At 71.0% G+C, this 16,669-nt stretch carries 15 protein-coding genes; 12 read left to right on the forward strand and 3 right to left on the reverse strand.

From position 1 onward, the window contains the following. Positions 1-3: 3 nt before the first annotated feature. Both ACZ7L4_RS22805 and ACZ7L4_RS22810 read right to left on the reverse strand, forming a co-directional pair. Positions 4-1,608 (reverse strand): N-acyl-D-amino-acid deacylase family protein, encoded by a 1,605-nt coding sequence (locus ACZ7L4_RS22805; protein WP_472105645.1) that lies wholly within the window; start codon positions 1,606-1,608, stop codon positions 4-6. A gap of 239 nt (positions 1,609-1,847) precedes the next feature. Further along, positions 1,848-3,158 (reverse strand): amino acid deaminase, encoded by a 1,311-nt coding sequence (locus ACZ7L4_RS22810; RefSeq protein WP_472105030.1) that lies wholly within the window; start codon positions 3,156-3,158, stop codon positions 1,848-1,850. Between the two features lie 214 nt (positions 3,159-3,372). On the opposite strand from ACZ7L4_RS22810, the gene ACZ7L4_RS22815 reads away from it, so the two are divergent. The 6 genes from ACZ7L4_RS22815 (at position 3,373) to ACZ7L4_RS22840 (ending at position 9,108) form a co-directional block, all read left to right on the forward strand. Continuing rightward, positions 3,373-4,359 carry a sugar kinase gene (locus ACZ7L4_RS22815; protein ID WP_472105647.1) on the forward strand — a complete coding sequence of 329 codons (987 nt, stop codon included), beginning with the start codon at positions 3,373-3,375 and terminating at the stop codon, positions 4,357-4,359. Then, positions 4,356-5,105: an IclR family transcriptional regulator gene (locus ACZ7L4_RS22820; protein WP_422409316.1), complete on the forward strand. Its 750-nt coding sequence runs from the start codon at positions 4,356-4,358 to the stop codon at positions 5,103-5,105. The genes ACZ7L4_RS22815 and ACZ7L4_RS22820 overlap by 4 nt, the downstream gene beginning before the upstream one ends. A 26-nt stretch (positions 5,106-5,131) precedes the next feature. After that, positions 5,132-5,542, forward strand: a complete 411-nt coding sequence (locus ACZ7L4_RS22825) for a RidA family protein (RefSeq protein ID WP_426901506.1) — start codon at positions 5,132-5,134, stop codon at positions 5,540-5,542. A gap of 113 nt (positions 5,543-5,655) precedes the next feature. After that, positions 5,656-7,137 carry a GntP family permease gene (locus ACZ7L4_RS22830; protein ID WP_472105033.1) on the forward strand — a complete coding sequence of 494 codons (1,482 nt, stop codon included), beginning with the start codon at positions 5,656-5,658 and terminating at the stop codon, positions 7,135-7,137. 77 nt (positions 7,138-7,214) lie between these two features. Beyond that, on the forward strand, positions 7,215-7,724 hold the full coding sequence (locus ACZ7L4_RS22835) for a hypothetical protein (protein ID WP_472105035.1): 510 nt from the start codon (positions 7,215-7,217) through the stop codon (positions 7,722-7,724). 52 nt (positions 7,725-7,776) lie between these two features. Next, positions 7,777-9,108, forward strand: coding sequence for an Nramp family divalent metal transporter (locus ACZ7L4_RS22840; RefSeq protein WP_472105037.1), 1,332 nt, complete (start codon positions 7,777-7,779; stop codon positions 9,106-9,108). Positions 9,109-9,172: 64 nt separating this feature from the next. On the opposite strand, the gene ACZ7L4_RS22845 is transcribed toward ACZ7L4_RS22840, so the two are convergent. Continuing rightward, positions 9,173-10,192 (reverse strand): chitinase, encoded by a 1,020-nt coding sequence (locus ACZ7L4_RS22845; RefSeq protein ID WP_472105039.1) that lies wholly within the window; start codon positions 10,190-10,192, stop codon positions 9,173-9,175. A 281-nt stretch (positions 10,193-10,473) separates the two neighbouring features. Here ACZ7L4_RS22845 and ACZ7L4_RS22850 point away from each other — a divergent pair, with 281 nt between their 5' ends. The 6 genes from ACZ7L4_RS22850 (at position 10,474) to ACZ7L4_RS22875 (ending at position 16,668) form a co-directional block, all read left to right on the forward strand. Next, positions 10,474-11,415 carry a hypothetical protein gene (locus ACZ7L4_RS22850; protein ID WP_472105041.1) on the forward strand — a complete coding sequence of 314 codons (942 nt, stop codon included), beginning with the start codon at positions 10,474-10,476 and terminating at the stop codon, positions 11,413-11,415. A gap of 46 nt (positions 11,416-11,461) precedes the next feature. Next, positions 11,462-12,181 carry a Flp pilus assembly protein CpaB gene (gene cpaB, locus ACZ7L4_RS22855; RefSeq protein WP_472105043.1) on the forward strand — a complete coding sequence of 240 codons (720 nt, stop codon included), beginning with the start codon at positions 11,462-11,464 and terminating at the stop codon, positions 12,179-12,181. 94 nt (positions 12,182-12,275) lie between these two features. Next, positions 12,276-13,862, forward strand: coding sequence for an AAA family ATPase (locus ACZ7L4_RS22860; RefSeq protein WP_472105045.1), 1,587 nt, complete (start codon positions 12,276-12,278; stop codon positions 13,860-13,862). A gap of 128 nt (positions 13,863-13,990) precedes the next feature. Continuing rightward, on the forward strand, positions 13,991-14,320 hold the full coding sequence (locus ACZ7L4_RS22865; protein WP_472105047.1) for a TadE/TadG family type IV pilus assembly protein: 330 nt from the start codon (positions 13,991-13,993) through the stop codon (positions 14,318-14,320). Between the two features lie 12 nt (positions 14,321-14,332). Beyond that, positions 14,333-15,715 (forward strand): CpaF family protein, encoded by a 1,383-nt coding sequence (locus ACZ7L4_RS22870; protein ID WP_472105049.1) that lies wholly within the window; start codon positions 14,333-14,335, stop codon positions 15,713-15,715. After that, a complete protein-coding gene (locus ACZ7L4_RS22875; protein WP_472105051.1) occupies positions 15,712-16,668 on the forward strand; it encodes a type II secretion system F family protein in 957 nt (318 codons plus the stop codon). The genes ACZ7L4_RS22870 and ACZ7L4_RS22875 overlap by 4 nt, the downstream gene beginning before the upstream one ends. The last annotated feature ends 1 nt before the right edge of the window (position 16,669 follow it).

A 16,669-nucleotide genomic window follows, 5' to 3' on the forward strand; every position in this document is an offset into this window, starting at 1 on the left:
CGCTCAGCCGCTGACGGTCCTGCGCACCGAACGGCCCGCGAGGACGTCCGTGCGCTTGCCGTCCTCGATCACGAACTGCCCGTCGACGAGGACGTGCGGGATGCCGACCGGCAGCGTGCGCGGCGCCTCGAACGTGGAGCCCGCGGCCACGGTCTCCGGGTCGAACAGGACCAGGTCGGCGCGGTAGCCCTCGCGGACCAGGCCGCGGTCGGGCAGGCGCAGCCGGGCCGCCGGACGCGAGGTCAGATGGGCGACCGTCTCCTCAAGGGACATGACGCCGAGGTCGCGGGCGTAGTGGCCGAGGTAGTGCGGGAACGTGCCGTACGCGCGCGGGTGCGGCTTGTAGCCCTGGAGGATGCCGTCGCTGCCGCCGGTGTGCACCGGGTGCTGCATGATCGCCCGCACGTTCTCCTCGTGGCCGACGTGCTGGAGGATCGACGAGCCGAGGTTGTCGTTGATCAGCAGGCGGCGGGCGGTGACCCACGGGGCCTCGCCGCGCTCGGCGGCGGCCTGCGCGACGGTCTTGCCGACGCAGGAGGCCAGGCCCGGGTCGGAGACGCCCGAGATCTCGATCTTGTCCCACTCGATCGGCACGCCGTGGCAGCCGTCCGCGCCGATCTCCTCGACGTGGTGGCGGATCCGCTCGGCGGTCTCGTCGTCCTTGAGGCGGGCGAGCGTGGCGTCGGGGCCGCCCTCGTTGGCCCAGCTCGGCAGCATCGCGACGAGCGTCGTCGCGCCCGGGGTGTACGGGTACGTGTCGAGGCTGATGTCGGCGCCGTCCGCGATGGCCGTGTCGAGGAGGGCCAGCAGGTCGACGCCCTTGCCCTTGTTCACGCCGAAGTTCATGGTGGCGTGCGCGAGGTGCAGGGAGCAGCCCGCGGTGCGGGTCAGCTCCACCATCTCCCGGTACGCGTCGAGGGCGCCGGCGCCGTAACTGCGGTGGTGCGGGCAGTAGTAGCCGTCGTACTGGGCCACCACCCGGCACAGCTCGGTGAGTTCGGCGTCCTTGGCGTACATGCCGGGGGTGTAGGTCAGCCCGGAGGACATTCCTACGGCGCCCTGCTCCATGCCCTCGGCGACGAGCCGCTTCATGTGGTCGAGCTCGGCGGGCGTCGCGTCGCGGTCGTCCCAGCCGACGGCGTACATCCGGACGGTGCCCTGCGGGATCAGGTACGCCGCGTTCACGGCGATGCCCTGGCGGTCGATCCGGTCCAGGTACTCGCCGACCGTGCGCCAGTCGAAGTCGATGTCCGAGCCGTCGCCGTTCCAGCCGGTGATCGCCTGGCGGACCTGGGCGAGGGTGCGGTCGTCGACGGGGGCGTAGGACAGGCCGTCCTGGCCGAGGACCTCGAGGGTGACGCCCTGGGCGGCCTTCGCGCTGTGGTCGGGGTCGCGGAGCACGGCGAGGTCGCTGTGCGCGTGCATGTCGATGAAACCGGGGGAGAGGGCGAGGCCGTCCGCCTCGATGGTGCGGGTGCCGGTGGGGCGGGGGCCGGTCCCCTCCGGGGTGATCCCGGTGATGCGGCCGTCGTTGACGGTGACGTCGGCTCGATACGAAGCGCCGCCGCTGCCGTCGATGACGCGCGCGTCGCGGATGACCAGGTCCATGAGGGGTGCCTCTCTCAGTTCAAGCCCCTGCGGCAGGTTGCCCCAGGCGGGGGTGGGCAAATCAAGCCCCTGCGGCGATTGAGCAGCGGGGTCCGGGGCGGAGCCCCGTGGCGGTGCCGTGGGTGGGGCCGTCGTGTCGGCGCGCGGCGCCGGGGGCCGCCTTGCCCACCCGCCGCCCAAGGCGGCGATTGCCCAAGTCGGGTGCGGCCGACGCCCGTGAGGCGTCGGCCGCGGGCTGCCTAGAAGTACGTGCGGATGTAGTCCACGACCGTGCCGTCCGATTCCACCAGGGGGATCAGCTGCCACTTGTCGAAGGACGTGCAGGGGTGGGACAGGCCCATGCCGAGCCAGTCGCCCACCTCGACGTCGGCGCCCGGCTCCGTGCGAACCCACCCGTGCTGGTCGGAGAGCCCGGTCACCGCGACACCCGTGGCCTCCCGGACCTCGCCCGTCCGCGCGTCCCGCACGACCTGCGCCTCCGGCAGGTCGATGTCGTACGCGGCATCCCGCTTGCCCGCGTTGGTGAACGCCTGCCCGTCGTTCGGCCGGGACACGAACTGCGCCCACAGCCGGAACGCCGGCTCAAGAGCGCCCTCCTCAGGCACCCGGTTGAACGGGGTCAGGTGCCGGTAGTGACCGTCGTCGTGTGACACGTACGCGCCGGAGCGCAGCAACTTCAGGACGGGCGCGCCCAGTTCGGGGATCTCGGCGAACACGTCCGCCACCGCGTCGAACCACGCGGAACCGCCCGCGCTCACCACGATCTCGTCGAGCCCGGAGAAGCGGCCCGCCTTGTCGAAGTCCGCCGCGAGCGCGACCAGTCGGCGCAGCCAGGCGCGCACCCGCTCGCCGTCCGCGTCCGGCACCTCGCCCTCGTAACCGGCGACACCGGCGAGCCGCAGCGCGGAGGAGGCCGCCACCGCGTCCGCGATCTCCGCGCAGTCCGCCTCGGAGCGGGCCCCGGTGCGCGCGCCGTCGCCCGCGCCCAGCTCCACGACCACGTCGACCGGACGGCCCGCCCCGGCCTCGGCGAGCGCGGCCTGCATCAGCTCCACGCCGCGCACGGAGTCGACGTAGCAGATGAAGCGGAAGGACGGGTCGGCGTCCAGCTCCTTGGAGAGCCAGCGCAGCGCCGACGCGTCGACGAGCTCGTTCGCCAGGAAGATCCGGTCGATGCCGAACTCCCTTGCCACGCGCACCTGGTGCGGCACCGCGAGGGTGATGCCCCACGCGCCGTGCTCGAGCTGCCGGTGGAAGAGCTGCGGGGCCATCGACGTCTTGCCGTGCGGGGCGAAGGCGAGGCCGTGCCGGGCCGAATAGGCCTCCATGAGCGCGAGGTTGTGCTCCAGGCGCTCGGCGGAGAGGGCGAGGACGGGCGTGGTGAAGCCGTCCGTGAAGAGGTTCAGGCGGCGGGCGGCCAGCTCGCCGATCGTCGCGCCGTCCGCCTCGGGAGGCAGTCCCTTGAAGCGGAAGTCCCCCCGCTCCGTCGCCAGCTCCTCAAGACGAGCGGTGCGGCGCTCGAAGGCATTGTCGGCGTTCTGGGCGGTCACGGCGCCTCCTCCAGGCAGCCCGTTGCACCATTTGCAACGGTCATTGCGTATGTCGCTTCATGCTGTCTAACATCCGAGCCAACGTCGGGTCAACGGAGCCCGAAGTCCCCTGCCGCGAGGAGTGCGACCCACCGTGACCGCCACCGGACCCGCAGTACCGACCAGCGCCGGCGATGTCGTCGATGGCGCCGATGTAGTCGCGCTCGGCGAGTCCATGGTCACGTTCCGGCCCTCCGTCCCCGGGCGGCTCGCCGACGTGCCCTCGTTCGATCGCGGGATCGGCGGCGCCGAGTCCAACGTGACGTGCGTCCTCGCCGCCGCGGGGCACCGCTCCGCGTGGGTCAGCCGGGTCGGCGCCGACGGCTTCGGCGACCACCTCGTGGAGGCCATCGGCGCGTACGGCGTCGACACCTCCGCCGTACGCCGCGATCTGCACCGGCCCACCGGCATCTACTTCCGCACCGCGGGCGACCGGGCCACCGCCGCCCACGAGGTCGCCTACTACCGCGCCGGGTCCGCCGCCTCCGCGATGTCCACGGCCAACCTGGACCTGGACGCGCTGCGCTCCGGCCGGATCCTGCACCTGTCCGGGATCACCGCCGCGCTCTCCGACAGCTGCCTCGGCCTGCTGCGCGAGCTGACCGCCCCGCGCGCCGGCCGCCCCCTCGTCTCCTTCGACGTCAACTACCGGCCCGGCCTGTGGTCGGGAGCCGCCGAGGGCCCCGAGGTGCTCCTGGAACTCGCGCGCGGCGCCGACATCGTCTTCGTCGGCGACGACGAGGCCGAGGACGCCTGGGGCATCACCGGCGGCCCCGACGCCATCCGCGAGGCACTGCCCGAACCGTCGCTGCTCGTCGTCAAGCGCGGCGCCGACGGCGCGGTCGCCTTCGACGCCGACGGACGCCACGAGGAGCCCTCACCGCGCGTCGACGTCGTCGCCGCCGTGGGCGCGGGCGACGCCTTCGCCGCCGGCTTCCTCTCCGCCACCCTGCGCGGACTGCCCGTCGCCGAACGCCTCAGGCACGGCCACCTCTGGGCCGCCGTCGCCCTCACCGAGCCCGGCGACCTCGCCGCGCCGCCGAGCCGCGCCCGGGCGGACCGCCTGGTCGGCCTCGACGCCGCCTCGTGGGGGACACTGCACGTCGGCCCCGGTTGGGCAGCAGCCGACGACGGGGTGGACGAGGAGGTACGTACACCATGAGCCAGACCGTCGACCGCGCGCTCAGCATCCTGCCGCTGCTCGCCGAGGGACCCGCCGACCTGGGCCAGGTCGCCGACCGCCTGGGCGTGCACAAGTCCACGGCGCTGCGCCTGCTGCGCACCCTCCACGAGCACGGCCTGGTCTACCGCCAGACCGACCAGCGCTACCGCCTCGGCGCCCGCCTGTTCGCGCTCGCCCAGGAGGCCGTCGAGAACCTCGACGTCCGCGAGATCGCCCACGCCCATCTCGTCGAACTCAACGAGAAGGTCGGGCACACCGTCCACCTCGCGGTGTACGCGGAGAACGAGGTCCTCTACATCGACAAGGTCGAGAGCCGCTACCCGGTGCGCATGTACTCGCGCGTCGGCAAGCCGGTCGCCATCACCGTGGCCGCCGTCGCCAAGCTGCTGCTCGCCGACCTCTCCGAAGCCGAGCGCCGCGCCCTCGCGGAGAAGCTCGACTACCCCATGTACACGGCCCGTTCGACCCCCAACGCCGCAGCGTTCCTGCGGGAGTTGGAGAAGGTGCGCGAACAGGGCTGGGCCACCGACCTCGGTGGCCACGAGGAGTCCATCAACTGCGTCGGCGCCCCCATCCGCGGCGCGGACGGCCGGGTCGTCGCCGCCATGTCGGTCTCCGCGCCGAACGTCGTCGTCACCGCCGAGGAACTCCTCACCCTGCTCCCGCTGGTGCGCCGCACGGCGGAAGCCATCAGCCGGGACTACTCCGGTACCCCTCCCAAGTAACACCCCTCCGAAGGAAGCCAGTTCACATGTCCGAGAAGACCGCCCTCACGCCCTCCACCCACACCACCCCGCCGGCGAAGTTCTCCCACGGCGTCAAGAAGGGCAACATCCTTCAGGTCGCCGGCCAGGTCGGCTTCCTGCCCGCCGAGGAGGGCAAGGCCCCGACTCCCGCGGGCCCGACCCTCAAGGAGCAGACCCTCCAGACGTTCGCCAACGTCAAGGCGATCCTCGAAGAGGGCGGCGCGAGCTGGGACGACGTCATGATGATGCGCGTCTACCTGACGGACGTCGACCACTTCGCCGAGATGAACGCCATCTACAACGAGTACTTCGAGGGCCAGGGCCTCAAGGAGGCCCCCGCCGCCCGCACGACCGTCTACGTCGGTCTGCCCAAGGGCCTGCTCATCGAGATCGACGCGCTCGCCGTCCTGAGCTGAGCCACCCCCGCCGTGCCACGGTGCGGCGCCCCGCGGGGCGCCGCACCGCGATCCCTCCTGTCTGAAAACGCTGGAAACGCCCCGCATCCCCCCATGTACTTACGAGGTCAACGATGTCCCCGTACGCCCCCCTCGCGTCCGCCGCCGCGGACACGCCTGAGCACACCGGTGGTCTGCTCCTCCTGATACCCGGCACGGCCGGCCTGCTGACCGTCGCGGTCCTCGGCATCGTGCTGCTGCTCTTCCTGATCATCAAGGCCAGGCTGCAGCCCTTCGTGGCCCTTCTGACGGTCTCCATCGCCGTCGGCCTCGCCGCCGGCCTCTCGGTCACCGAACTCTTCGGCACCGTCCAGAAGTCCACCGCCACCTCCGTCATCGAGGACGGCATGGGCGGTACCCTCGGACATATCGCGATCATCATCGGCCTGGGCACCATGCTCGGCGCGATGCTCGAGGTGTCCGGCGGAGCCGAAGTGCTCGCGTCCCGTCTGATCCACCTCTTCGGCGAGAAGCGCGCCCCCGTCGCGATGGGCCTCACAGGACTCATCTTCGGCATCCCCGTCTTCTTCGACGTCGGCATCTTCGTCCTCGCGCCGATCGTCTACGCGGCCGCCAAGCGCGGCGGCAAGTCGATCCTGCTGTACTGCCTGCCGCTGCTCGCCGGGCTGTCGATGACCCACGCGTTCCTGCCGCCGCACCCGGGCCCCGTCGCCGCCGCCGGACTGCTCCACGTCGACCTCGGCTGGGTCATCCTCATGGGCATCGTCTGCGGCATCCCCGCCGTGCTCGCCGCGTGGGCCTGGGCCGCCTGGATCGGCAAGAAGATCTTCGTGCCCGTGCCGCACGACATGGTCGAGGCCGCCGACGAGGCGAAGGCCGCGCTCGCCGAGGAGCAGCGCAAGGAGGGCATCACGCCCCGCGAGGACCCGGTCCCGCTCGGCATCGTCTTCACGATCATCGCCATCCCGCTGGTGCTGATCCTCGCCGCGACGTTCTCCTCGATCGCCCTCGACCCGTCGACGCCCCGCTCCGTCATCGAGTTCTTCGGCAACCCGTTCGTGGCGCTCACCATCGCGCTGTTCGCCGCGTACTACCTGCTCGGGCTGCGCCGCGGCTGGTCCCGCAAGTCCCTGGAGACGGTGTCCACCGCGTCCCTGAAGCCGGTCGCCAACATCCTGCTCGTCGTCGGTGCGGGCGGGGTCTTCGGAGCCGTCCTCCAGGCGAGCGGCATCGCGCAGGCGCTGTCCGACACGTTCAACAGCATCGGCCTGCCGATCATGGTCCTCGCGTACCTGATCTCGCTGGTGCTGCGCGTCGCGCAGGGTTCGGCCACGGTCGCGATCGTCACGACGGCCGGCATCGTCGGCCCGCTGCTGCAGGCCGGCGACTACTCGCAGCCGTACACGGCCCTCGTCATCATGGCGATCTCGGCGGGCTCCATCTTCGCCTCGCACGTCAACGACGGCGGCTTCTGGATGGTCTCCAAGTACTTCGGGATCTCCGAGCGCGACACCCTGCGCTCCTGGACGGTCCTGGAGTCGGTCCTCTCGGTCGCCGGATTCGTGGTGGCCCTGGTGCTCAGCCTCTTCGTCTAGCGCCCGGCGCCCCGCCCCTGTGCCGCACCCACCCCTGGGGGAGGTGCGGCACAGGCTTGTCCGCCATACTTCCGCCCGTGGAGCAGCGTATGGAGAACGAGAAGGTCACGCCCGTCACCGGTGCCGGCTTCGACCCGGCGCACATCCCCGGTCTGACGGCCCCCGTCGGGGAGCCGGAGGCCGAGGAGGCCACGGAACCGGCGCGGGAGGTGACGCCGGAGCCCGAAGCACCCGAAGAGCCCGAAGAGCCCGAAGAGGCCGCGGGGGAGGCCGAGACCGCGGAGACCCCCGAGGCCGCCGCGGAGCCCGACGCCGAAGGCCCCGTCATGGAGGCCAAGGACCGCCGCGGCTCCATCACCGTCGACGCGAAGGGCGTCCGCTTCACGCTCGACGACCAGGAGGCCGACTTCACCTGGGACGAGATCAGCGCGGTCGAGTTCGGCACCACGCGCAAGCGCCTCACGGTGACGGTCCACATGCCCAACAGCCGCTGGTTCCCGAACGACGTCGAGGCGCCCGACAAGGCCCGCCTCACCGAGTGGACCGACCAGTTGGACAAGGCGCTGGACACGTACTTCGAGGAATGAGTTCCTGACGGGCCTCTTGCCAGCGGCGCCGCTTTGCGCACCCTTGGTGTTCATGGCGGACACCACGGGCACCCCAGGAACCGGCAGCACCACCTCCTCCGACCCAGGCCCCCGCAAATCCAGCTGGAAGTACATCGGCCCCGGCATCGTCGTCGCCGCGACGGGTGTCGGGGCGGGCGACCTCGTCGCCACCCTCATCGCGGGCAGCAACTTCGGCTACACCCTGCTCTGGGCCGCCGTCCTCGGCTGCCTCGTCAAGATCAGCCTCGCGGAGGCGGCGGGCCGCTGGCATCTGGCCACCGGCCGCACCCTGTTCGACGGCTGGGCGAGCCTCGGCAAGTGGACCACGTACTTCTTCGTGATCTACGCGGTGATCTGGGGCTTCGTGTACGGCGCCGCGGCGATGTCGTCGAGCGGACTGCCCCTGCAGGCGCTGTTCCCCGACGTGTTCCCGGCCGACTGGTCGATCAAGCCGTGGGCGATCCTGTCCGGCGTCGTCGGCCTGGTCTTCGTCTGGCTGAACAAGTACAGCGTCTTCGAGAAGGTCATGACGGTGCTCGTCGGCGTCATGTTCGTCGTCACTGTCTATCTCGCGATCCGCGTCACCCCGCACCTCGGCGACGCCTTCGCGGGCCTGCTCCCGGTCCTCCCCGACGAGAAGGACTCGATCCTCAACACGCTGGGCCTGATCGGCGGCGTGGGAGGCACGATCACGCTCGCCGCCTACGGCTACTGGGTCAACGCGAAGGGCTGGACCAACACGACGTGGATGAAGGTGATGCGCCTCGACAACCGCGTCGCGTACATCACCACCGGCATCTTCGTCGTGGCGATGCTGTTCGTCGGCGCGGAACTGCTGCACTCGTCCCACACCGCGATCGCCGAGGGCGACAAGGGGCTCGTGGACCTCTCCAAGATCCTGGAGAACCAGTACGGCACGGCGACGGCGAAGCTCTTCCTAGTCGGCTTCTTCGCGACGTCCTTCACCTCGCTGATCGGCGTCTGGCACGGCGTGAGCCTGATGTTCGCCGACTTCGTCGAGCGCTACCGGCTCTCGCGCGTCGTCACCGGCGAGGAAGTGGCACGCGGCGACCGCGAGAAGGGCTGGCCGTTCCGCGCGTTCCTGCTGTGGATGACGTTCCCGCCGATCATTCTGCTCTTCCAGGGCCAGCCGTTCCGCCTGGTCATCATCTACGGAGTCCTGGGCGCGGCCTTCATGCCGTTCCTGGCGCTGACCCTGGTCTGGCTCCTGAACTCCTCGCGCACTCCGGCGAGTTGGCGCAACGGCTGGCTGAGCAACAGCATGCTGACGATCGCGGGACTGCTGTTCGTCGTGCTGTGCGTGAAGCAGATCTGGGACCAGCCCTGGTCGGAGTTCTTCTGATCCGTACGGGGCCCGGGTGCGGGCAGCGCCACCGGGGGAGCGGTGGCGCTGCCCGCGCGGGTGACTACAGGCCGTCGACGTGCGGACCGACGGCCGAGGACCACGCGTTGCCGGAACTGGCGTCCCAGTTGGTCGACCAGGTCATCGCGCCGCGCAGGCCCGGGTAGGTCTTCGACGGCTTGAACGAACCGCAGTTCGTGCCCTTGGTGAGGCAGTCGAGCGCGTCGTTCACGACGGAGGGCGCCACGTAGCCGCTGCCCGCCGCGCTCGACGAGGCCGGCGTGCCGATGCCGACCTGCGAGGGGTCGAGCCCGCCCTCCAGCTGGATGCAGGCGAGGGCGGTCAGGAAGTCCACCGTCCCCTGGCTGTAGACCTTGCCGTCGCAGCCCAGCATCGAACCGCTGTTGTAGTACTGCATGTTGACCACGGTGAGGATGTCCTTCACCGCGAGGGCCGTCTTGAAGTACTCGGCCGACGTCGACTGCATGTCGATGGTCTGCGGCGCCATGGTGAGCACGAAGTCCCCGCCCGCCTTTCCGGCCAGCGACTTCAACGCCTGCGACATGTACGTCGAGTTGAGCCCGTTCTCCAGGTCGATGTCGACGCCGTCGAAGCCGTACTCCTGCATGAGCGCGTACACGGAGTCGGCGAAGGCGGTCGCGGAGGCTGAATCGCTCACCTGGATGGTGCCCTTCTCGCCACCGATCGAGATGATCACGGATTTGCCGGCCGCCTGCTTGGCCTTGATGTCGGCCTTGAAGGCGTCCTCCGTGTAGCCGCCGAGACCGGCCGAGTCGAGCGTGAAGTCGACGGCGCCCGGCGTCGCGGTCGCGTCGGCGAAGGCGACGGCAACGATGTCGTACGCGTCCGGGACATCGGCGAGTTTCTGCACGGTCGCGCCGTTGTTGAAGTTCTGCCAGTAGCCGGTGACCGCGTGCGCGGGAACGGCGGCCGTGGAGCTTTCCGCCGTACTCGCCGCATTCGCCGTACTTGTCGTGGCGAGAGTGCCCACGGCGAGCGCCGCCGCCGTGAACGCGCCGAGAAGTACGCCGATACGGGACCGTCTGCGATAGGAATGCGCCATTTCTTCCTCCAAGTGGGGGGAGGGCTCCCGGCACCGAAGTGGGGGAGATGTGGGGGGAGTTGGGGAAGCAGCTGCTGGCCGTACAAGCTGGTCCAGACCATTGAACTTGTCAAGGGTTGTCACCGGCGCTTCTTCGCCAACCCGCCACAGGACCGCTCCGATCGCCCCGTGAACAGTGCGAAGTGGGGTGTTGCGGGGCGGCTGCGTGGATATGGTGCTGGAGCAGCGGCACCGCGAGGCGCCGCTGGAGGGACGCAGAGCGACGACCGGGGGGTTCACGCGTGCCGACCGCCATAGCCGTGACCGACCCCGACCTGGTCCTCGCCTCGCCGGACCGGCACACACCGACCGCCACCGTGCTGCCCGTGGGTGAACCGCAGCAGAAGTATCCGCTCGACCGGGCCCTGACCGACGTCCATACGCTGATCGAACAGCACGGGTACGTGATCGTGCTCTGCCCGGAATCGGCGCCGGAAGCGACCGTGCACCGGCTGCATTCGATCCGCTCGGTGTTGGAAACCGACCGGATGGCGATCCTGCGCCCCGCGCTCCCGCCCCTCGGCCTCGCCGTCCTCGCGCTGCAATTGCGCCAGTTGTCGATCTGCGACTTCAGCCCCGGCGTCCTGGCCTCCTCGGCCCGCCTGCTCGCGCACTACGTCCACGCGGGCGCGGTCGTCGGCTCGGTCGCCAAACTGGACCGGGTCCCGGTCTCCCTGAAGGCGCACGCGAAGTCCTGGTCCCCGAACGCCCAGTTCGCGGTGGTCGCCTCGCCCCAGCCCCAACTGCTGCGCCTGACCGGCTCGGAGACCCCGACTGGCCCCACCTTCGGCACCCGCATGGTCTACGCCGTCGGCCAGCACACCCCGGACTGGCTCACCGGCGTCCTCGCCCCCGCCTGGCGCGTACAGAGCGTGTCGCGGACGCGACTGCCGGCCGACTCGCCGCGCTGGTGGGCGACGGGCAAGCCGGGCAGCCCGGGCCGGATCGTCGAGTTCGCGGCGGCCATCCCCGACATCTCCGTGCTCTACCAGCTCGTCTCGTCCGTCCGCCGCGAGCAGTGCCACTGGTGCGGCCTCGAACTCATCGGCGACCGCTGCGGGTTCTGCGCCGCGCCGCTGGCCGGCGAGGCGCCACCCGAGAGCGCGGGCGCCACGGCGCGCTCCGCGCTCGCACCGGCGGCGGGCTCGACCCGAACGGCGCTCCCACGCGCAAGCCACCACTGACCCCACCCCGACCCCACTGGCCCCTACCAACGAGGTTGCTCGGTCCATGAACTCACGTCAGCGCCGCGGCGTCATACTCCTGGTCGTCTCGGCCCTGTGCGCCATCGGCGCGTTCGCCGGTGTGCTGGCCGTGATCCAGGACGTGGACTCGAAGGTGGGGCCGGAGAAGGACGCGTACGAGCTGAAACAGGACGTGCCTCCGTACAAGCAGCTCACGGCGGACCAGTTCGAGAAGGTGCGGATGCCGAAGCGGTGGCTGTCCGACACGGCCGTCACCGACCTCGGCGAGATCCGCGGCAAGATCGCCGTCACCCAGCTCAAGAAGGGCTCCCTGCTGCAGTCCGACATGATCGTCGACCGCCCGAAGCTGGAGGCGGGCCAGCAGGAGATCGCCATCATGATCGACGCGGAGACCGGCGTCGCCGGAAAGATCAACCCCGGCTCGAAGGTCAACATCTACGCCACCTTCAAGGCCGAGAACGACAAGGAGCGCGACCAGTCCAAGGTCATCGTGGAGAACGCCGGCGTCATCGACGTCGGCAAGCTCACCCCGATCGACCAACAGGGCGCCGCCGACAGCGAGAACTCCACCCGCAGGCAGGGCGAGGCCGTCCCGATCACCTTCGCCCTCGGCCCCGCGGACGCCCAACGGGTCGCCTACGCGGAGTCCTTCGCGACCCACGTCCGGCTGGCCCTGGTGGCCCCGGGCGACGACGAAAAGATCACCCCGGAGGACCGCTCGTACACGCTGGAGGGCGACAAGTGAGCCCATCTGAAGCCCCTGCGGCGATTGAGCAGCGGGGTCCGGGGCAGAGCCCCGAGTCGTCAACCACGGTGCCGCGGAACGGAGCGTGCCGCCGATGACCACCCGAATCCTCCCGGCGGTAGCGGACCCGGAAACCGCCAGAGGCCTCGTCACCCTCCTCTCCCAGCTCCCCGACGCCGAACCCGCCCCACCTGTCGCCGACGCCACCGCCCTCCTCGACACCCTGGCCGGCCTCGCCGCCGAGTCCCTGGACGAACTCCCCGAGGTCGTCCTGGTCCACGAACGCATCGGCCCGGTCCCCGCCCTCGACCTCATCCGCGACCTGGTCCTCCGCTTCCCCGCGGTGGGCGTCGTCCTGCTCACCGCCGACACCGGCCCAGCCCTCCTCACCGCCGCGATGGACAGCGGAGCGCGTGGCATCGTCGCGTTCCCGCTCGGCTACGACGCCCTCGCGGAACGCGTACAGGCGGCGGCATCCTGGTCGGCCGGCATGCGCCGCCACCTGGCGGGCGGCACCGGCACGGAACTCGTCCCGGCGGGCGGCGGCGGCCGGGTCGTCGCGGTGGCGGGCGCGAAGGGCGGCGTGGGCACCACGGTCACGGCGGTCCAACTGGCCCTGGCCGCACGGGCGTCAGGCCGCACAACGGCCCTCCTGGACCTGGACCTCCAGTCCGGCGACGTGGCCTCCTACCTGGACGTACAGTTCCGCCGCTCCGTCGCCGACCTCGCCGCGATCCGCGACATCACGCCCCGCGTCCTCCAGGACGCCGCGTTCGTCCACGAGTCCGGCGTCGACCTGATCCTGGCCCCCGCCGACGGCGAACGCGGCGAGGACGTCACGGACCGCGTGGCCCGCCAGGTGATCCACGCCCTGCGCGCCCGCTACGACGTGGTGGTCGTCGACTGCGGTACGCAGATGGGCGCCGCGAACACCACGGCCGTCGAACTCGCCGACCAGGCGGTCCTCCTGGTCACCCCGGACGTCGTGGCGGTACGCGCGGCGAAACGCATGGTCCGCCTCTGGGACCGCCTCCAGGTCCGCAAGGCGGAGGAGACCCTCACGGTCGTCAACCGGCACGCCCGCTCGGCGGAGATCCAGCCGTCGCTGGTGGAACGCGTCACGGGCACGAGGACGGCCCGCACCTCGATCCCGGCCGCGTACAAGGAACTCCAGGCGGCGGTCGACGCGGGCCGCATGCAGGACCTCGACAACCGCTCCTCGGTCAAGCAGTCGATGTGGGCGCTGGCGGCGGAACTCGACCTGGTGGCCACCCCCACGCCCCCGACGTCCGGCCGCCGGGCCCGCCGCCGCGGCGGCGACAAGGGCGCGGTGACCCTCGAATTCGCGGCGATGTTCCCCCTGGTCCTGGTCGTCATGGGCCTGATGTGGCAGTGCGTCCTGTGGGGCTACACGTACTCCCTGGCCGGAAACGCGGCGGACGAGGCGGCGCGCGCGGCGACATCGGCGTATGCCTCCGGCGGGGACGGCCAGGGCGCGTGCGACGCGGCGGGCCGCAAGAACCTGCCGGGGGCGTGGCAGGACGCCCAGATCACGTGCGCGAACGAGGGCACGGTGACGCGAGCCACGGTCAACGTGGATGTCCCCTTGTTCTTCCCGGGCGTCAACCCCGGCTGGACGGTCAAGGGCGAGGCAGGCGCAGCAACGGAGGCGACCCGATGAGGGCCCGCGCAAGGCCGGTGCGGCCAATTCAAGCCCCGCACTTGGACGAGAGCCAGCGGGGCCCGGGGCAGAGCCCCGAGACGTCAACCCCGCCCCACCGAAACCTGACCGGCGACCGCGGAGTCTCCATGCTGGAGTTCGCCGGCTTCCTCCCCTTCCTCCTGGTGATCGGAATGGCCGCGATCCAACTCGGCCTTGTCGGCTACGCCGCCAACCAGGCCGGATCCGCCGCCCGCGCCGCGGCCCGCGCCGAATCCCTCACCCCCGGCACCGCCCAAACGGCCGCCGCCGCCTCGACGAGCGCCTGGCTCAAACCCCAGGCGGAGCCGAACGGCACCGACGACACCGTGACGTACACGGTCACCGTGCGCGTCCCCCCGGTCATCCCCCTCTTCGACGGCTGGGACGTCCACCGCACCGCCACCATGCCGAACGACCGCACCGACGCAGGAAGTTGAGGTGGCGAGGAGATGAGCCTACGTTCCCGAGTCATCGCCACCCGCGACCCCGCAGGCGGCAGCCCAGGCGCCGCCACACCCCCCGACCGCGACGAGGGCCTGGTCGCGGTCTACCGCACCAAGCTCCTCGAGGAGATCGACCTCGCCGAGATGTCCACGCTCGCCGCGGCGGACCGCCGCGTCCGCCTGGAGCGCGTCCTCGGCCACATCATCAGCCGCGAGGGCCCGGTCCTCTCGTCCACCGAGCGCACCCAACTGATCCGCCGCGTCGTGGACGAGGCCCTCGGCCTCGGCATCCTCGAACCCCTCCTCGCGGACGCCTCGATCACCGAAATCATGGTGAACGGACCGGACTCGATCTTCGTGGAACGCGCGGGCCGCGTGGAACAACTCCCGCTCCGCTTCGCCTCCGCCGAGCAGCTCATGCAGACCATCGAACGCATCGTCTCGACGGTGAACCGCCGCGTCGACGAGTCGAACCCCATGGTCGACGCCCGGCTCCCCACCGGCGAACGCGTCAACGTGATCATCCCGCCGCTCTCGCTCACCGGCGCCACGCTCACCATCCGCCGCTTCCCGCGCGCGTACAGCCTGAACGAACTCCTGGAACTGGGCTCGCTCGACGAGCACATGCTGATGTTCCTCGCGGCCTGCGTCCGCGCCCGCTTCAACATCATCGTCAGCGGCGGTACGGGCTCCGGAAAGACGACGCTCCTCAACGCGCTCTCGGCCCTCATCCCGCCCCACGAACGCATCATCACGATCGAGGACTCGGCGGAGCTCCAACTGCAGCAGGAGCACGTGATCCGTCTCGAATCCCGCCCCGCGAACGTCGAGGGCAAGGGCCAGATCACCATCCGCGACCTCGTCCGCAACAGCCTGCGCATGCGCCCCGACCGCATCATCGTCGGCGAGGTCCGCGGCGGCGAGACGCTCGACATGCTCCAGGCGATGTCGACCGGTCACGACGGCTCGCTCGCCACGGTCCACGCGAACACGGCGGAGGACGCCCTCACCCGCCTCCAGACGCTCGGCTCGATGTCGGAGGTCGACGTCCCCTTCGAGGCGCTGCGCGACCAGATCAACTCGGCGGTGGACGTCCTCGTCCAGCTCACCCGCGCCGCCGACGGCTCCCGCCGCGTCACGGAGATCGCCCTCCTCATCTCGCACGGCCGCGAACAGTTCCGGATCGCGACCGCGACCCGTTTCGTCGCGCAGCCCTACGTCTCCGGGGCGACGGACGACGAGATCCGCCGGGTCCGCGGCTACTACGAGCACCTCCCGCTGCCCCGCCTCCTCGCCGACCGGCTGTACGTGGCGGGGGAGGCGGTGCCACCGGCGTTCGGCGTCGTCGAGTCGGTGGACGTACTGAACACGAGGGAGGCGACGGGATGACGACCGCCGTTCTGCTGGCCCTGGGCGCCACGGCCCTGGCCTGCGCCGTCGCGATCGCGGGCGTCCACGCGCTGGCCTCGGGGCGGGCCCGGAGCCAGGAGCTGGCCGACCGCCTGGACGCGTACCCGGCGGGCGGCGACCATGCCGCCGCAGGAGCGGGCGGCCGGGCCCGCCGCTTCACCACCATCGACCGCCGCCTGCGCCGCACCCGCCTCGGCCGCTGGGTGCACCAGCGCCTGTCGGCGACGGGCCTGGACGTGACGGCGGGCGAGTTCGCGGTGTACGTGACCGTGGTCGCGGTCGGCCTGTGGCTGCTCGCGGCGTCGACACTGGCGCCGTTCTTCGGCCCGATAGCCGCGCTGGTGACCGTCTACAGCGCGCTGATCTTCCTCAACTGGCAGCGCCAGAAACGCATCGAGGCCTTCATCAACCAGCTTCCGGACGTCGCCCGCCTCCTGGCGAACGCGACGGCCGCCGGCCTTGCCCTGCGTACGTCGCTCGCGATGGCGGCGGAGGAGCTGGAGGCGCCCGCGGGCGAGGAACTCTCGCGCGTGGCGGACCAGTTGGCGCTGGGCCGCTCGGTGGACGACGCCCTGGACGAACTGGCGACCCGGCTGCCCTCCAGGGAACTGGTCGTCCTGGTGACGACCCTCGTCCTGTCCAACAAGGCGGGCGGCACGGTGGTCTCCTCCCTGCGCAACCTCACGAAAACCCTGGAGGACAGGAAGGAGACCCGCCGCGAGATCCGCACGATGCTCTCCGAGGTCAACGCGACGGCCTTCACCGTCCCGCTCCTCGGCCTCGGCTCCCTCATCATGGTCAACGCCTCGAACGACGGGGCCCTGGCACGGGTGACGGACTCCGGGGTGGGGCGCACGCTGATTCTGATCTCCCTGGGCCTCTACGGCATCGGCTTCTTCGTGATCCGCCGCCTCGGCCGAATCGAGGTGTGAG

It is taken from the genome of Streptomyces sp. NPDC107575 (assembly GCF_055657265.1).

Excerpts from the sequence above, each read along its gene's own strand:
- ACZ7L4_RS22805 (WP_472105645.1), bottom strand. The coding sequence starts at position 1,608 with ATGGACCTGGTCATCCGCGACGCGCGCGTCATCGACGGCAGCGGCGGC.
- ACZ7L4_RS22815 (WP_472105647.1), top strand. The coding sequence starts at position 3,373 with ATGGTCACGTTCCGGCCCTCCGTCCCCGGGCGGCTCGCCGACGTGCCC.
- ACZ7L4_RS22820 (WP_422409316.1), top strand. The coding sequence starts at position 4,356 with ATGAGCCAGACCGTCGACCGCGCGCTCAGCATCCTGCCGCTGCTCGCC.
- ACZ7L4_RS22825 (WP_426901506.1), top strand. The coding sequence starts at position 5,132 with ATGTCCGAGAAGACCGCCCTCACGCCCTCCACCCACACCACCCCGCCG.
- ACZ7L4_RS22830 (WP_472105033.1), top strand. The coding sequence starts at position 5,656 with ATGTCCCCGTACGCCCCCCTCGCGTCCGCCGCCGCGGACACGCCTGAG.
- ACZ7L4_RS22840 (WP_472105037.1), top strand. The coding sequence starts at position 7,777 with ATGGCGGACACCACGGGCACCCCAGGAACCGGCAGCACCACCTCCTCC.
- ACZ7L4_RS22845 (WP_472105039.1), bottom strand. The coding sequence starts at position 10,192 with ATGGCGCATTCCTATCGCAGACGGTCCCGTATCGGCGTACTTCTCGGC.
- cpaB (WP_472105043.1), top strand. The coding sequence starts at position 11,462 with ATGAACTCACGTCAGCGCCGCGGCGTCATACTCCTGGTCGTCTCGGCC.
- ACZ7L4_RS22860 (WP_472105045.1), top strand. The coding sequence starts at position 12,276 with ATGACCACCCGAATCCTCCCGGCGGTAGCGGACCCGGAAACCGCCAGA.
- ACZ7L4_RS22865 (WP_472105047.1), top strand. The coding sequence starts at position 13,991 with ATGCTGGAGTTCGCCGGCTTCCTCCCCTTCCTCCTGGTGATCGGAATG.
- ACZ7L4_RS22870 (WP_472105049.1), top strand. The coding sequence starts at position 14,333 with ATGAGCCTACGTTCCCGAGTCATCGCCACCCGCGACCCCGCAGGCGGC.
- ACZ7L4_RS22875 (WP_472105051.1), top strand. The coding sequence starts at position 15,712 with ATGACGACCGCCGTTCTGCTGGCCCTGGGCGCCACGGCCCTGGCCTGC.